We start from the raw sequence: 16,287 nt of genomic DNA on the forward strand, positions 1-16,287 counted from the left end.
TTGCCTGGCCGCCGTCAGGCGGTCTCTTTCTCGGCGAGCAACGCGGCCAGGACGGCCAGGGCGTCGGTCGTCGTGAACACCCCGACGACGTGCGCGCCGTTCAGCACCACCGCCGATCCGTACTTGTGCTCGGCCATCTCGCGGACCACCTCGGAGAGCGGCGCGTCCGGCGCGACGGCGTAGGGGCTCGGCGACATGGCCTCGCTGACGAGCAGCTCATCGCCCTCTTGGTCCTTGAGCGTCTCGATCCAGTAGATGTCCCGCTCGGAGATCATGCCGACCAGCCGGCCGCCGCGCAGCACCGGCAGGTGCCGGATGCGATGTCCTCGCATGAGCTTGCGGGCGAGGCCGACCTTCTGATCGGCGCCTATCGAGTGCGGACTCTTGGTCATGCAATCCTGGATGCGAAGGGTCGAAGAGCTCATGAGGCCTCCCCGGGCGCTGGGCGTCCGTGACGATCCGAGCGATTCAGGTATCTGCGAGAGGGTCAGCAAGATGCGGACCACCGGGCGGAGCTCGGCGTTCTCGCGGCGGTGGTCAGGGCGACGAGCGGGCTGATCTGGCTGGATGCGCCGCCTGCGCCGCGCTGGCGACCTCCGGCCGCCGGGGAGGACGCGCCTGCAGCGATTGCGCGCGGGCGCAGGGGGTTCGCCAGCCGACACCGCGCCCAGCTGGCCCAGCGAGCGACGCGCCAGGGGAGCTCGACCGGCTGAGAGGGCCGGGGAGTGAGGCTGAGCGGTGAACCTTCTCGCACCGACGTGGAGTACCCATCGGCGTCAGCGCGGGGCGGCGAGGCGCTCTACGGAAAACGACCGCGCAACGCCTCTTCACGTGGAATCTCGACGACGAGAGGCCGATTCATCCGGAGCAGCGCGACCGTGGCGCGGCCTGTGGGGGTCTTGCCGACGATCAGAAGCTCGTCCGTGACTTCGAAGTGATCTTCCCAGCGAGCCCAGCGCGGGTGGAAGAGGTACGCAGGGCGCCCGTCGTCGGATCGCTTCCGTGCGTCCGCGCTCCCTTGCGCAGCGAGCAAGACACACAGGCGAGCGCCAGGTTCTCCAGCGTGGTCATGCCACCCTCGTGCCGCGGCTGGACGTGATCGATGTGAAACGTGGCTTCCTGGCCGACCTGGGCGAGTCTGCAATACTCGCATCGATCGGCTGCCCTTTCGCGGACGCGGCGCTGTAGCGTGGCAGGCACGCTATCGCGTGCTCATCGCGCAGGCGCGGGATCCTTCCGCGATGCGCGGAGCCGTAGCAGGCTGAGCAGCTCGGCGAGATCGACGAGCCCTTCGGCTTCGATGGCCTCATCCGCAGACAGTTGCTCTCCGCGATCCTGCTTGTCCAGGAGCGCCCGAAGCCGGCGGTCGACCCCCTCCGGGAGGCGGAGCTGGGCAAGGTCGGAAGGGAGCTCCACATCGATGTGGACCGTTGCCGGTGTAGCCATGGTCGAACTCCTGGATGAACCTAGCAGGTACGAGGGCAGCGACCCACTCGAGACTGGCATGCCGTGGCGCTCGTGGACGAGCTGCGCCGCCGGTCCGGACACGGACGGGCCGGCGAGGCGCTGCCCAGGCGTCGACCGAACCCCGCCGTCGGCCATCGGTGGGCGTCTGCTGGCGGTGGCACGCTCGCGCGGCCATCCGGCCGATGGACGCGCTCTCGCCGACCTCGGCGCCTCGGAGCGCGTCAGTCCTTGTCGTCGGACTGGGCCACGTTGCCCGGCACGCCCAGGGCGACCGGGCCCATTCCCTTGCCCTTGAAGCGGTTGTGCCAGAGGCTCTGGCCGGTGAGCGAGAAACACTCGATCTCGCCCTGCTTGGCGACGAAGAGCCGGTCGCCCTCCAGGAGCAGCGTGGCGCGGCCGAGCGTGGCGGTCTTCACCTCCCAGAGCAGCTCGCCCGTCGGGTAACGCAGGCAGGCGACGTTGCTGATGCTCGCCGCGTAGATCGCCGCGGGCGTGATCAGGAGCGCCGTGGACGTGTACCCGGCCCCGTCCTGCTTGTGCTCCCACACCACGCGCCCGGTGACCGGATCCACCCCGAAGATCTGACCCAGGAACGCCGCCACCAGCACCGGCGCCGCCGCGGTTGTCCGGTATTCGCTCATCCGCCGCCTCCGTTCGTGAATGCGCTCAGCGAGCTATCAGCCAGGCGGTAGCGCGGCAAGTTGCGGGTGCGCGCCATGCGCGCCGCGAAGACGCGAGCTCGCCTGGGCTCCTCGAAAGCGAGGTGCGGGCGAGCTCATCTGCACCGGGCCCCGCTGCGCTCCCCGCCGCGACGGTGGTCGACGGGCGCACCTCGAACGGCGCCGGGGCCGCTTCACTCGCGGAGGCGCGGCGCCGCTCGCGAAGGATCGACAGATCGCCCGCGTTCGCTCTACTCTCCTCCGACTTCCAGGCCTCGATGAAAGACACCGCACCGACGCAGGACCAGGCCATGTGTTTCTATCGCGCCGCGCTCTCGACGGCGCGGCTGATCGATCGGGAGAACGAGCACCGGGTGCTGGACGCCGACGCGGACGCGGCGTGGCGAGCGTACGGAGGCGACTTGCCGCCGGTGGTTCGCTGCGATCTCGTCCTGCGGAACCTCGCGATGCTCTACCCGGCGGCCTTCGCACCCGGGCCAGTGTTCAGTCTGTCGGGCTGGTACGACGATGACCCGTGGGGAGCGGGCTTCGAGCGGCCCCCGGCCAGGATGGTCGAAGGGCTGTTCGCGACCCGCGCGACGCCAGCGAACGCGGCCGAGGCGCTGGATCACGCGCTCGCCGCGTGGGGCCTCCTCGGCTCGGCCGGCGCGGATGGCTCCGGCGAGGCGGTGCACCCCCGCCTCGCGCGCGGCCTCTCGCCGTCGACCAACGTGGTCGTGGCGGGGAGCCGCGCAATGGCCCACGTGGCGCGAGCGTTCTTGCGCGGCCAGCGGCTCTCGGCGCGGACCCAGGTGATCCTGGTGACCGACCGGCCCGAAGCGCGGCATGCCCTCGGGATCGTGTGCGCGCTCCTCGGCGAAGCCGGCGCGCCGCTGCTCGTGAGCACGCGCCGCGGCCCCGACGAGCCCCTGGCGCGCTGGGCGGAGCGGGAGAAGCAGCGGCTGAAGGTGGCCCAGGCGCGGCTCCTCGTCACCTCGTCCGACGCGGATCCCTCCGAGGACGAGGCGGCCCGGGCGATCGCGGCGGCGCTCGGGGCGGACGAGGCGATCGACCTCGCGGGATCGTAGCCGGGGCCGGACCAGAGAATGAGCACGTTCCAGCGCTTCGAGATCGTCGGCACGACACCGCATCGCCACGAGCAGGAAGGCATCGAGTGGCTCCGCGCGGCCATGCCCACCTTCGGGCCGTTCGGCGGCTATGCGCTGTTCTCGTTCCAGACCGACGACGGGCGCCGCTACGAGGTCGACGCCATCGCGCTGACGGATCGCTGCCTCTACGTCATCGAGCTGAAGTCTTGGAAGGGCCGCCTCGTCGACGGCGACGTGCGGCACCTCGTCACACAGTCCCGCGAGCGCGGGCGCGAGGTCGTCGACCATCCTCTCCCGCTGCTCGAGACAAAGGCGAAGTCGCTCATGGAGCGCGTGCGGCGCATCGCCCGGCGCTTCGGGTCCGACGTCGCCGAGCGCCTCGGCCGCCTCAGGTTCGAGCCGCTCGTGTGGCTCACGCACGCCGAGGGGACCGACCTCGGGCTGCACGACGCGGGCCTCGCGCACGTCGTCGTCGGGCGGGACAGGATCGGCGACGCCCTCCGCCACGCCTCCTTCCCGGGAGCGCGGGACGACCTCCGCTCCCGCTCTACGCCGCCGCAGACGCTCCACGACCTCCGGAGGGTGCTGCAGGCCAGCGAGTTCGGCCTCAGGCGCATCGACAAGCCCCTCACCGTGGTCGACGGCCGGTTCGACCTCACCGAGCTCGTCGGCGAGGGCGACGGCTACCAGGACCACTGGGCGGTGCCGCGCGGCGTGGGGCCGCGCTGCCGCGTACGTTCCTACCTCGCGCCGAAGGGGGACCGCGAGATCGCAGAGCGGCTCGATCGCCGCGTCGAGCGCGAGGCGCAGGTGCTGCTGCGCCTCGGCGACCACCCGGACATCCTGGCGCTCGAGCAGTTCGATCCGAAGGGGCCGCTCGGGCCCGCGATCGTCTTTCGCGGCTTCCCGGGCAAACCGCTCGACGCCTTCCTCAAGGAGCACCGCGGCGACGGCGGCCGCTCCGATCTCGGCGTCGACGACAAGCTGGCCATCCTCCGCCGCGTCGCAGACGCGCTCGCGTTCTGCCATCGCCGCGATGTCGTTCACGGCGCCCTCTCGCCCGAGGCGGTCCTGGTCCACCGCGGCCCGTCGCTCCACCAGGACGAGCGCAGCGCCCGGAGCGCCCCCGTCCTGCGACCCGGGCCGATCGAGGTCAAGCTCACCCGCTTCGCGCTCGCCGCCTCGGTCGAGCCCGCGAGCGAGGGCACGAAGCTCTTCACCCGGCTCGCCGGCGCCTCGGCGAGCCTCTACGAGGCCCCGGAGGTCGCGCGCGGCGCGCCCGTCACGCCTGCGAGCGACATGTTCTCGCTCGGCGCGCTCGCCTACTACCTCCTCGCCGAGGAGCCGCCCGCGTCGACCGCCGCCGAGCTCGCGCAGCGGCTCGATCGCGATCATGGCCTCTTCATCTCCGCCGTCCGCGACGATCTCTTCCCCCGCGGCGTCCGCGAGAGCCTCGACGCCGTCCTCTGGACCGCCACCTCCTCCGACGCGACCGAGCGCACCCGGGATCTGCCCACGCCGCTGGACTTCGTGGATCGCCTTGAGGAGGCGCTCACCGCGCCGGAGCCGCCCGTTCCCTTGCCGTTGCGTGCGGGAGCCGACCGCGAGCCCGGCGCTCCTGTCCACGCCGCAGGCGAGCGCGAAGGCGGCTCCCCGGCCCCCGTCGAGGCGCCCCCGGCGCCCGAGCTCGACCCGCTCGAGGCCGTCAAGGGCGCCGTCCTCGGCGGAGATCTCCGGGTGCTCGGGGAGCTCGGGAGCGGCGCCACGGCGCGGGTGTTCAAGGTGTCGCACCCGCGCGAGGGCGAGGTCGCCCTCAAGGTGCCGCTGTCCGACGCCCACGACGAGCGCATCGCGCGCGAGGGCGAGGTGCTCGAGCGGCTCAGGCGCCTGCCCGGCGTCGACCGCATCGCGCACTTCATCGAGGCGCGCACGCTCGCTGGACGCACGTGCCTCGTCGTCCAGCTCGCGGGGGAAAGGACGCTCGCTGACGAGATCCGGGCCGAGGGCGCGCTCTCGCTCGACTACGCGCGCCGCTGGGGCGACGACCTGCTCACCGCGCTGCGCAGCCTCGAGGAGGCGGGGGTGCAGCACCGCGACATCAAGCCCGCCAACATCGGGCTGACCTCGGGCGCCGAGAAGGGCAGAAAGAGGCTGCTCCTCTTCGACTTCTCGCTCTCCCAGCGGCCGGCCGACGAGCTCGGGATCGGCACCCCCGCCTACAAGGACCCGGAGCTCCCGGTGCGCGGCCGCTGGGACGACGCGGCCGACCGGTGGGCGGCGGCGATCACGCTGCACGAGATGTTCACGGGCCTCCGCCCCGCGCCCCTCCCGGCCGCCGGGCCGGGCGCGGTCGCGGTGCACCTCGAGCCCGATCGCTTCGACGCCGACGTGCGCGACGGGCTCGTGCGGTTCTTCGAGCGCGCCTTCCAGGCGGCGGCGCGCGATCGCTTCGCGGCCGCGGATGACATGCGCGACGCGTTCATCCGGGCCCTGCACAAGGTCCCGGAGCACGAGCGCGCGGGCGACGAGCCGGCGATCGGCGCGGCCGACCTGAAGGGGCTCGGTCCCGAGGCGCGCGTCGGCGACCTCGCGCTCTCTGCGCGCCAGCGGAACGCCCTCGACCGGATGGGCATCTACAGCCTGCACGACCTCGCGCAGCTCTCGAGCAACCGCCTCGGTGGGGTGCGCGGCGTCGGCGCCAGCACGGCGCGGTCGCTGGTCCAGCTCGCCGAGGTGGTGCGGAAGCACCTGGAGATCAGCGCGACGGACGCCGCGCCCCCGTTCCTCCGCGGCTTCGCTGGCGCGCGCCGCGCCGTGGAGCAGGAGGCCGAGGCGGGGCGGCTCAGCGCGGCGCTCGCGCGGCGCCTCGCCGAGGCGGGCCTCGTCGACTCCGTCGCGGTCGCGTCCGCGCCGCACGCGCAGGTGAAGAACCTCGTCACGCGGGCGAAGCGGGACGGCGCGACCGAGGGCGTGAAGGACGTCACGGCGTGGCTCGCGGGCCTCGTCGACGCCGAGCGGCCTCCGACCACGCTCGGCGCGGCCGTCGAGCTCGTCGCGCCCCGGAGCGGCCCCAAGGGCAGCGTCTCGCGCGTGCGGGTGCGGCAGTACCTCGGCCTCGACGACCGCGAGGGCTTCCCGCGCCATGGGACGATGCTCGACCTCGCGCGCGCCTGGAACGTCTCGCGGGCGCAGATCTCCATCGACGTCGGCAAGGCGCGCGAGCGCTGGACCGGCGGCGGCGCGACCGCCGCGCTCCCGCCGGAGGACGGCGCCCCGCCGGCGAAGCGGCGCGAGCTCGCGGTGCTCGAGCGGGTCTATGCGGCCGTCGAGGGCGCCCTCGCGGCGAGCGCGGGGGTCGTCCCCCTCGGTCGCGCCGCGGCCGCCGTGCTGGAGGCGCTGCCGCCCGAGCCGGACCTCGCGCCCGACGCCGCCCGGCGCGGCGCGGAGGCCCTGGTGCGCGCCGTCACCGAGCTCGACGCCGACCTCTTCGGCGGCCCCGAGGACGCGCGCCTGCGGCTGCGCCGGGTCGCGCGCCCGTCGTCCGGCGAGGTGCTCGTCGCGTGGGACCGCGCCGGCTTCGAGCTCGCCGAGGTGCTCGGCGGGGCCGCCGACGCGCTCGTCGAGGGCGATGCCGTGGTCGCCGAAGCCGCGGCGGCGGCGCGCCTGCGCGAGGGGATCGGCGCGGCGCCCGGCATCGACCCGCGCCGCGCGGAGCTCGCGCAGGCGCTGCCGGATCGCGCGCTGGTCGCGCTCGCGGTCGCGACCGCCGCGCGGGCGCGGCTCTCGGCGCGCGGCGAGCTCTACCCGGTGGGCCTGCCTGCCGGGCGGGCGATCCTCCTCAGCGCGGCGGCGATCGCGGGCGACATCTCGCTCGACGAGCTCCAGCGCCGGGTGCGCGCGCGCTACCCCGAGGGCGGGCCCTTCCCCGACGATCCGGCGGCGCTCGACGGCCTCGCCCGGGGGATCGGCCTGCGCGTCGACCCGGCGAGGGGGGCGCTCGTGCCGTTGGAGCGCACGCTGGGCCAGGGCTCGACCGAGCTCTGGAGCAACCGCTCGACCGGCGGCGCGGGCGCAGCCGCGGGCGTGGAGCCTGCCGCCGGCCCGCCGTCGCCCGCCCCTGCGGTCCCGGGGGCCGCCGCGCCTCGCCTCGATCCCGGCCCCTCGGCCGCGCCGGAGGCGCCTGCCGCGCCTGCGGCCGGCGCGGCCCCGGTCCCATTCACGCCGCGCCGGGAGCGCCCCGAGGGCGACGTCCGCGGGGCGACGGCGGTGCGGATCTTCGGCGAGGAGCTCGAGCGCGCGCGGCGCGAGAGCGCGTTCCGCGTGCTGCTCTGGCGGGGGATGGTCGCCGGGGACGGGCGTCCGGTCGAGCGGGGCGCGCCCAACGCGGAGCTCGTGGCGCACGCGGTCGCCGGGCGCGTCGGCGGCGAGGTGGTCCGTTTCGACGCGCTGATGGTGGACGGGGCCGAGGCGGTCGCGGCCGAGAAGAACCTCCGCGGCGGTCTCGCGCCGGCGCTCGCCGCCGACGCCGGCGGCCCCGGGGGTGCTGCGTGGCCGAGGCTCCTGGAGCTGATGCGCCTCGCGGCGGAGCGCTCGGTCGGCGCCGTGCTCGCGTCGGGGCGGCCGCGGGTGCTCACGCGCCTCGGCCTGCTCGCGCGGTACGACCTGCTCTCCGTGGTCGCCCGGCTCGCCGACGCGCACCGGGCGCCCGCGCCGCCGGCCGGGCGCCTCGCGACGTTCGTCGTGCTGCCGGTCTTCGCGGGCGAGGGCGCCGTCGTCGAGGTCGGCGCCGACGTCGCCTCGCGGGTCGGCGCCTCGGCCGGGAGCTGCCTCGTCCCGGTGCCGGGGCTCTTGCCGCACGAGATCGTCGAGGTGCCCGCCGCGTGGATCCAGCGTCACGCCGAGAAGCGCCGATCGAGCACGCCGTATTTCCCAGCCCAGAGACCATGAGCCAACCCGTGTCTTTCCCGCCGCTCGCCGATCCGGCCGCGCTCGTGCGCGCCATGTCCAGGGTCCACCGCCGCCTCGCGGCCGATCTCGCCGAGCGCGCGGCGGATCCACGGGTGGAGCCGTCGCTGCGCGAGGCGCACGCGAGGGACGCGGCCGAGGGGCGCACCGGGGAGGCGTACGAGGTCTACCGGGAGGGGTTCTGCGATCAGGTGGCGGCGAGCTGGGTGCTCTGCGCGGTGTTCGCGCGGACGCTGGAGGACCGGGGGTATTTGCCGCACCGGCTGGCGGGTCCCGGGGCGGCGGATCGCCTGGCGCAGTTCCGTGCGCAGATGAAGTTCCTCGGGGAGCGCGACTACCTGCTGCACGTCTTCGACGCGATCGCGCTCATGCCCGGCGGCCGGGGGGTGTTCGGGCCGGGTCGGGCGCCGCTGTGGCGGCTCGGGCCGTCGTCGCGGGCGATCGGGGAGCTCCTCGACGAGCTGCGGGCGACCGACGGGGGCGCGCTGCGGTTCACGTTCGGGCGGCCGGCGGGGGACGAGGAGGAGCACGACGGGGCGTCGACGCGGTACCTCGGGGACCTGTACCAGGACCTGAACGAGGGGGTGCGGAAGCGGTACGCGCTGCTGCAGACGCCGGAGTTCGTGGAGCGGTTCCTGCTGGAGAACACGCTGGATCCGGCGATCCGGGAGCGCGGGGTGGCGGTGACGGTGCTCGATCCGGCGTGCGGGTCGGGGCACCTCTTGCTGGGGGCCTACGACCGGCTGTTCGAGGCGCGGCGGCGGGTGGAGCCGGGGAAGGGGAGAGAGGAGAGCGCGCGGGCGGCGCTGGGGCAGGTGTACGGGGTGGACCTGAACCCGTATGCGGCGGCGATCGCGCGGTTCCGGCTGCTGCTGAGCTATCTGGACAAGGCGGGGATCCCGAAGCTGGAGCAGGTGCCGGAGGAGGTCGAGATCCACGTGCACGTGGGGGACTCGCTGCTCGCGGGGCGGGAGGTGCAGGGGACCTTCGGCGATGCGCTGGCGCGGCAGGGGGTGGCGACGGAGGGGACGGGGTTCGAGCGGGGACCGCTGCTGTCGTTCTTCGAGCCGGAGACGGACAGGCTGCTCGCGTCGACGCGGTTCGATGTGGTGGTGGCGAATCCGCCGTACATCACGGAGAAGGACGCGAAGAAGCGGGAGCTCATCCGGGAGCGGTATGTGGCGGCGTCGGGGAAGTACGCGCTGTCGGCGCCGTTCGTGGAGAGGATCTTCCAGCTCGGGAATGAGGGGGCGTTCACGGGGCAGATCACGGCGAACTCGTTCATGAAACGCGAGTTTGGCAAGCGGCTGATCGAGGACGTGCTTCCCCGGATCGACCTAACCGAGGTGATCGACACGTCGAGCGCCTATATCCCGGGGCATGGGACGCCGACGGTGATCCTCTTCGGCCGCGCTAGGCGACGGATCGGCTCGCAGGTGCGCGTCGTGATGGGTAGTCGCGGTGAGCCAACGACGCCGTCGGTGCCTTCGGAGGGTAAGGTGTGGTCGTCGATCGCCTCACACCATCTCGAGGCTGGCTATGGGAACGAATACATCTCGGTGGCCGACGTGGAGCGCGACAAGCTTGGCCACCATCCTTGGAGCCTCGGCGGTGGCGGCGCAACAGAGTTAAAGGAGCTGCTGGAGACGCGGGCGGAAAAGCGGTTGGGTGAGGTGGTAGACATAATTGGCGTTGGCGCGCTCACCATGGAGGACGATGCTTATATATGGGGAGAGGGCGCGATCCGAAGGCATGAAATACCCGCCGTATGTGCGCGACCCATGGTCACGGGAGACGTTGTTAGGGATTGGGCAGTGCATGGGCCTGAGCATTGTGTATTCCCCTATGATCAGTCTTTCGTGCCCTGGCCCCAGCCGGCAATGTGCCGTGCGCTGTGGCCGCTGCGGACCTCGCTTCAGAATCGCTACACATATGGGAAAACCCACTTGGAGCACGGGCGGTTCTGGTATGAATTTTCGATCTTTTTTCCGGCGCGCTTTCGTGTGCCGCTGTCTATTATCTTCGCATTTGTTGCCACCCACAATCACTTCGTTTTTGATCGCGGCGGGAGTGTATTCAATCGAACGGCGCAGCTTATTAAGCTGCCGGAGGGCGCGACTGAGGAAGAGCATCTCGCGCTCCTAGGTTATTTGAACAGCTCGACGGCCTGCTTCTGGATGAAGCAGGTGTGTACAAAAAAAGGCGAAGGGGGTGGGTCGCGTGTTGCTGGCGGGTTCTCAATTATGGGAACCGAAGAATGGAAAAATAATTTTGAGTTTAGTGGGACCGCACTGTTGGAGATGCCGGTGCTTCCCGTTGGAACGCTTCTTCCGTGGGCGTCTGCCCTTGATGAACAATCCAAGAGAGCTGCCGATTTGGCTCCGAGGCATGTGTTTGCTTCGCTCGTGGAACGCGATGACGGCGCGAGCGCACTGCTTCAGTTGCTCGCGCTGACACGGCGGGAGTTCGAGCGCTGTCGCAGCTTGGCCTGTGCGCTCCAGGAGGAGTTGGACTGGCTTGTTTATGCGCTGTTGGGACTTCCAAGTCCGCCGAGTTGTGTGACGCCAGATACGATTTGTGAGCTTGTTCCAGAAGGGAGACCTGTTGAGGTTGCGCTGGCCGAGAGGGTTCGACAAGGTGAGAGTACTGAATGGTACGAGCGCTTCCGTCGGGGAGCTCTGAGGCTTGAAGATCTGAACTCTCTTGCGCCGATGCAAGCTCGCGTCGTTCGGCAACGCTTGAGCTGCACAAGCGAGAATAAGGAGCTTCAGCTGCTGGAGCGTCTCGAGTACAAACGCCGCTGGGAGCCGCTCGATTGGGATGGAGAAGTCCACGACGCCTGCGAATCCTGGCTCCTCACCCGCGCCGAATCCGCCCTCCGCGACCGCCCCGACCCTCGCCCTCTCCCCATCCGCGCCCTCGCCGCCGTCCTCCACGCCGACCCCAAGGTCCGCGCCGTCGCCGAGGTCCTCACCGGCACCAGCACCTACGATCTCGAGGCTGTCCTCGCCGACCTCGTCCAGAAAGAGTCCGTCCCCTCCGCCACCTGCCAGCGCTACACCGAGGAGGGCATCGCCAAGCGCCGCCTCTGGGAGCGCACCTGGGAGCTCCAGCGCCGCGAGGACGCCGGCGAGAAGCTCGACGTCCCGGTCCCCCCGAAATACGACCAGAAGGACTTCGAGAACGCCGCCGTCGTCTGGCGCCACCGGGGCAAGCTCGACGTCCCCAAGGAGCGCTTCGTCGCCTACCCGACGGCGACGCCCCCCTCCGGCGCCTCCGGCAAGGCCAGCCTCGTCTTCGGCTGGGCCGGCTGGAACCACCTCGAGCAACTCCAGGCGGCCATCGAGCTCTGGCAGGAGGAGATGGGCCTGCACGGCCACGAGCTCATCCCGCGCGCCACCCGCCTCGACCGCGAGGAGGCGCTCGGCGCCGCCGCGGCGACCGACGAGGGCCTCCTCCTCGACGCCGCCGCGCGCGAGCGGCTCCTCCCGCTGCTCCAGACCATGGCCGACCTGCTCCCCTGGGTGCGGCAGTGGCACGACGAGGACGGCGAGACCGCCGCCGCCTTCGAGGCCTACCTCGCCGAGCAGGCCCGCCGCCTTGAGGTCTCCCTCGACGAGGCCCGCGCCTACCGCCGCCCGGCCCGCGCCGGCGCCCGCGGCCGCAAGCCGGCCCCGGAGCGCGCCGCGGCCGCCGAGCCCCGCGCCCCGGCCAGGGCAGCGCGCCCCGCCCGCGGCGCCTCCGCCGACGAGGCGGCGCTCGACGCCTTCGTCGAGGCGGTCCGCGCGCGCGACGAGGGCGCCGGCGTCGCCGCCGCCGACCTCGGCCAGCAGCTCGGCCTCTCCGCGAGCGCCCTCAAGAAGACCGTCGACGCGCTGGTCGAGGCCGGGCGCCTGGTCGAAAAGAAGAAGCGGCCGCGTGTCGTGGCATCGACAGCGGGCCGCGCCGGTGGAGGGGAGGACGTGGAAGCGTGATCGAGCGGGCCGACCTCGACGACATCCGAACCCGCGTGAGCTTCGAGCGGCGCCCCGGCTCGCTCGCCATCCTGCTTGGGGCGCGCTCCGCGACATGACGGATTCCCGGCTCAGGAGATGGCCGGTCTTGGACTTCGGCCAGCGAATCTACCTCGTGCGCGCGAATCACGCGCCCGACGATCCATCGAAGGACCACCTCGAGCCCGTCCCGCCCCTGTTTGCCTCGTTCGCCATCGAGGCTCGGCTGAACGACAACCTCCATGTCCTTCAGGAGGTTTACAGCGAGCTCACCCTCTGCGGCGGGTCCAGCCTGTACCCGCAGGACCAGCGAGCGCTCCGCGATCGGATCTCCGCGCGGGTATGCCGGGCGCTGGAGCACGGAGAGCTCGTCGCGCTGCGCGAGATCCGCGCCCCGGCGTCCGCCGCGCCCCTAGGCCAGGGGGGCCGCGCGCCGCACGCTGGACCGGGAACGTCGCCGCCGGCCCGACCGCCCGGAGCGGGGACCGAGCTCTCGTTCTACGAGATCGTCCTGCTGGACGAGCTTGAGACCCCGATCGCGGACGTGAGCATGCGGGTGAGCACGCCCGCAGGGGAGGTCGTGCGCCGAACGGACGGAAGCGGGCGCGTGCGCGTCGACGGCGTGCCGGCGGGCTGGGGAAGCGCCGCCATTGCCAGCACCGATGAGCTCGCCAGGGCGCTCGCCGGCCGGGAGCGGGGCCTGCGCCGGACAGCGCCGTTGCCCGAGGGGGACTCGTGGCACGTGCGCGTCCCGAGCCGCATCGGCGACGCCGTGAGCCTGCCGGATGCCGAGCCCCAGAAGCTCCTGCTCGTGACGCGCACCGACCTGGTTCATATCGCCCAGGCATCCCCGTGGGCCGAGCTGTCCCTGGTCGACCCGTCAGGGCCATGGCAGCTCACCGTCGCCGAGGAGCGCGCGATGCTCGCGCTCCACTCCGCCGCGACGGGCGCTCAGGCCCTCGTGCAGGGGATAGCACCGGAGCCCTCGCCAGCACCGCCGCCGCCGATCCCCCCGCCGCCGGTCGATGCCGGGCTGTGGATCGCGCCCAACGTGCTTGTCGTCCAGAGCGGCGACACGCTGGTGCGGATCGCGGCCCGCTACCTCGGGGACGGCGCCCGCTGGAGGGAGATCTGGGCGCTCAACCAGGAGCGCTACGCAGGGCGATCGCCTGACGTGATCTTCCCCGGGGACACGCTCGTCATGCCGACCGAGGCGGTCCCGGAGTGGGTCGCGCTGCCGGCCAGCCCTGCGCCGCCGCCGGATGCGCCGGCGCCCGCCGCGCCAGCTCCACCGGAGTGGCTCCGCGCGGCGATCGATACGCTCCATGAGGCGCTGTTCCTGGAGCGCCTGGACGCGGTATGGCGCTTCCTCGAGAGCATCCCGCTCGAGCTGCCTGCGCCGAGCCTGGACGCGCCGCCGCCGTTCGTCGAGGAGCTCGTCTACCGGTCGACCATGGTCGAGCTGGCCCTCGAGGGGAAGGTGGATCCCGTGTTCCAGGAGGCGGAGCAGGTCTGATGCTGCGGGTCAAGGTCACCTGGCCGAACGCGGGGCACGCGCTCCTGCCCGAATCGGGGGCCGATGTGCGCCTCGTGGTCGGAGGGACGCCGCTTCCGCTCGCGTCCACGTCCTCCGGCGTGCGCGAGTTCGACATCCCCGACGGGACGGCGCGGGTGGTCTTGAAGGCCACGTTCACGGCCTCGTTCGGCGCAGTCGGAAGCGTGGGCGCGATGAGCCACCCCGTGCTCCAGGTGGAGCAGCCCTACGACGTGGTCGCGGGGGGAACGATGCTGGAGGCGGCGAACATCCCCGCCTTCGTCAAGAGCCACCCCCTCGTGGACACGAAGGTGATGGCCAACGTGAACGGCGCCGCGCTGGTGCAGATCCGGACGGAGTTCGTGAACATCACGCCGTTCTGGATGGCGTACGCTGCCTTCGCGTCCGAGTACGTTGTCGATCACCAGCCTGGCGATCCCGAGCTCGTCGCCCTCGGATACACCGGTGGCAAGCCGCTCATCTGGTTTGCGACCGTCCCCGCCGCGTGCGCCGCGCCGCCTTCGCCCGGGGTCGGCTGCCTCGTGTTCTTCCGACCTCAGAGCTACGCTTATGCCCGCGTCGATGAGCCTCATCACGACATGTTCGGGCTCAACCGCTACCTGCTCAAGCCGGTCGATGACCTGCACGCCGATGTGTGGCGGCGCGACGTGTTTCGCCCCGATCCCAGCGACGGCAACAGACCCTATGTATGGCTGCGCGCGGGCTTCGAGGACGCGCTCTCCCGGAGCGGGAAGCCCGTGGTGATCCTTCACCCCTGGCCGAGCGGCTCCGACTTTGGCGCCGCGACCGGCGCATCGCTCCCTGCCCTCGCCGGCGGCGCGCTCCGCCTGCTCTGGGCGGAGCAACGCCTCGGGAAGAACCGTGGGGCCATCCAGCTCGGCCGCCTCGGCGTCGCGGGCTACAGCGCCGGCGGGCTGTCCATGTGGGCCGCGCTCGCCAGCAACACGCGACGCGTCTCGGAGGTGTACGCGTTCGATGCGCGGGGTGCACCCTCCAGCGCAGGCGCCGCGATCCAGTGGTTCAACTCGCGGAACGACACGGTGCTGCGGATGACCGGGGGCTATCAGCTCACGGCGAACGAGGGGATCCGGATCAGCATCGAGAAGTTCGCGCGGGGGCCCGTGTCGCGGGTCACCGCGACGCCGCCGAACAGGAAAGCCTATGACGCGGGCAGCAACCCGCTCTGGGATCATGTGATTACCGCCTACCCACATTTGCGCGGGAGGGTCGACTTTTGGCATCAGTTCGCGGTCTTCGGCGGTTACATCGCCGTCCCCGGTCCCTTCGCCGTGACCTTTCTGCAACGGTTCTTGCAGGACTCCCTGTTTTGAAGCGCGCCCTCGTTTCACTCGTCGTCGCCGCGCTCGCGGCGGGGCAGCTCGGCTGTCATCGAGAGCGCCTTCCCCAAGGCGACGTTTCGACGGGGGGGCTCCCATCGTCGGCGAGCGCGCCGGCGGCACCGGCCTCGCCCTCCGGAGCCGCTTCGGCGGGCGGCGGTGGGCTCAACGACCTCGATGCCGCACGCCCCGGCACGCCCGGGGCTCCTCGATCGGGATCGCCGCCGTCGCTCGGCGATGCAGGGTCGGTCTCGCCCGCTCCTGCGACCGCCGCCGGCCCGAGCGCGCCGGCTGGCACGCCGTTCGACCAGGATGCCTGGCTGGCGGCCCGCGGCGCCGCGTGGCGTCCCGATGCCTCGTGCTGGTCGACCCTCGCCACGAGCCCGCCTCAGCGCCTCAACATGTGCTCCTGCCACCAGGCGCTCCGTCTGCCGGAGGTCGAGCTGATGGTGTGCTCTCGTGCGCGCGAGCCGGAATCCGACGCGGCGCCCGTCGTGACGCACACGGTCCTCTACGCAGCGCGGGGCGGCGTGCTCCAGGCTGTGCTCGACGTCCCCACCGGCGCGACGCTCGACGAGTGCGCGCCGGGCGCCCCGATCCCGTGTTCGGTGGTGCTCGATCTTCGCGTCGAGGGAAGCTCGCTCCGATTCGACGATACGGCGGGGACGACCCCCTCGTGTGACCACCCCTGGATCGCCGCGAACAGCCCCCTCCCAGGCGCCCCCGGCGGGAGCAGCGCCTCCGGGCAGCGCGTGCGCGCCGCCTACCGGCGCATCTGTGGCGCCCGCGGCCGGTACGTCTGGGAGCGCGGCGCGCTCCGCCGCGCGCCGTGATGGATGCGAGTCGCCTGACCGCGCTGGGCTGGTTCGATCCTGCCTCCGCGCCCCATCCTCGCTGCCGGATCCACAAGCGACCTCAGCCACACGCCCAGTCGCCCTGCGGCGCTGGACCCCGGCGCAGGAAATCAGGCAGTCTCGCGCGCGCAGGGAGGCGCGGGAGCGCCGTGGGAGACAAGAATGTATGCCGAACTACATAAAAAGCGCGTCTCCGCACGCAGTACTGTATGCTGCGCAACGGTCGAGGCCGGTTCCGCAGACTGATCTGTATGATCTTTTACCTCCGACGGCACTTCCGCAGGCATTCCTGTATGATTCTTTACTTTCAGGCGTGACCAGGCAGGCCCTGCAGCATAGCGGCGGGCTT

General features: G+C 72.1%; 10 protein-coding genes. 6 read left to right on the plus strand and 4 right to left on the minus strand.

The genetic code is table 11. The features are described from left to right. Positions 1-14: 14 nt before the first annotated feature. From WMF33_RS19840 to WMF33_RS19855, 4 genes are all read right to left on the minus strand, one after another. Positions 15-392 carry a CBS domain-containing protein gene (locus WMF33_RS19840; protein ID WP_020735953.1) on the minus strand — a complete coding sequence of 126 codons (378 nt, stop codon included), beginning with the start codon at positions 390-392 and terminating at the stop codon, positions 15-17. A gap of 517 nt (positions 393-909) precedes the next feature. Beyond that, complete coding sequence (locus WMF33_RS19845) at positions 910-1,200, minus strand: HNH endonuclease (RefSeq protein ID WP_437338603.1); 291 nt, start codon at positions 1,198-1,200, stop codon at positions 910-912. Between the two features lie 12 nt (positions 1,201-1,212). Then, positions 1,213-1,446: a hypothetical protein gene (locus tag WMF33_RS19850; protein ID WP_437338604.1), complete on the minus strand. Its 234-nt coding sequence runs from the start codon at positions 1,444-1,446 to the stop codon at positions 1,213-1,215. Positions 1,447-1,688: 242 nt separating this feature from the next. Continuing rightward, the gene (locus WMF33_RS19855; RefSeq protein ID WP_437338605.1) at positions 1,689-2,108 is read right to left on the minus strand and encodes an outer membrane protein assembly factor BamB family protein; all 420 of its coding nucleotides are present in this window, start codon (positions 2,106-2,108) and stop codon (positions 1,689-1,691) included. A gap of 296 nt (positions 2,109-2,404) precedes the next feature. Between WMF33_RS19855 and WMF33_RS19860 the strand changes: the two genes are divergently transcribed. The 6 genes from WMF33_RS19860 (at position 2,405) to WMF33_RS19885 (ending at position 15,917) form a co-directional block, all read left to right on the plus strand. Further along, positions 2,405-3,214 (plus strand): hypothetical protein, encoded by an 810-nt coding sequence (locus WMF33_RS19860; RefSeq protein ID WP_437338606.1) that lies wholly within the window; start codon positions 2,405-2,407, stop codon positions 3,212-3,214. Positions 3,215-3,232: 18 nt separating this feature from the next. Next, positions 3,233-8,182 carry a protein kinase domain-containing protein gene (locus tag WMF33_RS19865; RefSeq protein ID WP_437338607.1) on the plus strand — a complete coding sequence of 1,650 codons (4,950 nt, stop codon included), beginning with the start codon at positions 3,233-3,235 and terminating at the stop codon, positions 8,180-8,182. Beyond that, on the plus strand, positions 8,179-12,174 hold the full coding sequence (gene pglX, locus WMF33_RS19870) for a BREX-2 system adenine-specific DNA-methyltransferase PglX (RefSeq protein ID WP_437338608.1): 3,996 nt from the start codon (positions 8,179-8,181) through the stop codon (positions 12,172-12,174). Before WMF33_RS19865 ends, pglX begins: the two co-directional genes overlap by 4 nt. Positions 12,175-12,328: 154 nt before the next feature. Continuing rightward, the gene (locus WMF33_RS19875) at positions 12,329-13,708 is read left to right on the plus strand and encodes a LysM peptidoglycan-binding domain-containing protein (protein ID WP_437338609.1); all 1,380 of its coding nucleotides are present in this window, start codon (positions 12,329-12,331) and stop codon (positions 13,706-13,708) included. Further along, positions 13,708-15,078, plus strand: coding sequence for a hypothetical protein (locus tag WMF33_RS19880; RefSeq protein WP_437338610.1), 1,371 nt, complete (start codon positions 13,708-13,710; stop codon positions 15,076-15,078). Before WMF33_RS19875 ends, WMF33_RS19880 begins: the two co-directional genes overlap by 1 nt. Positions 15,079-15,530: 452 nt before the next feature. After that, positions 15,531-15,917: a hypothetical protein gene (locus WMF33_RS19885; protein ID WP_437338611.1), complete on the plus strand. Its 387-nt coding sequence runs from the start codon at positions 15,531-15,533 to the stop codon at positions 15,915-15,917. Positions 15,918-16,287 lie beyond the last annotated feature (370 nt).

The sequence above is a fragment of the Sorangium sp. So ce394 genome (assembly GCF_051474665.1).
GTDB classification, from domain to species: Bacteria; Myxococcota_A; Polyangia; order Polyangiales; family Polyangiaceae; genus Sorangium; species Sorangium cellulosum_D.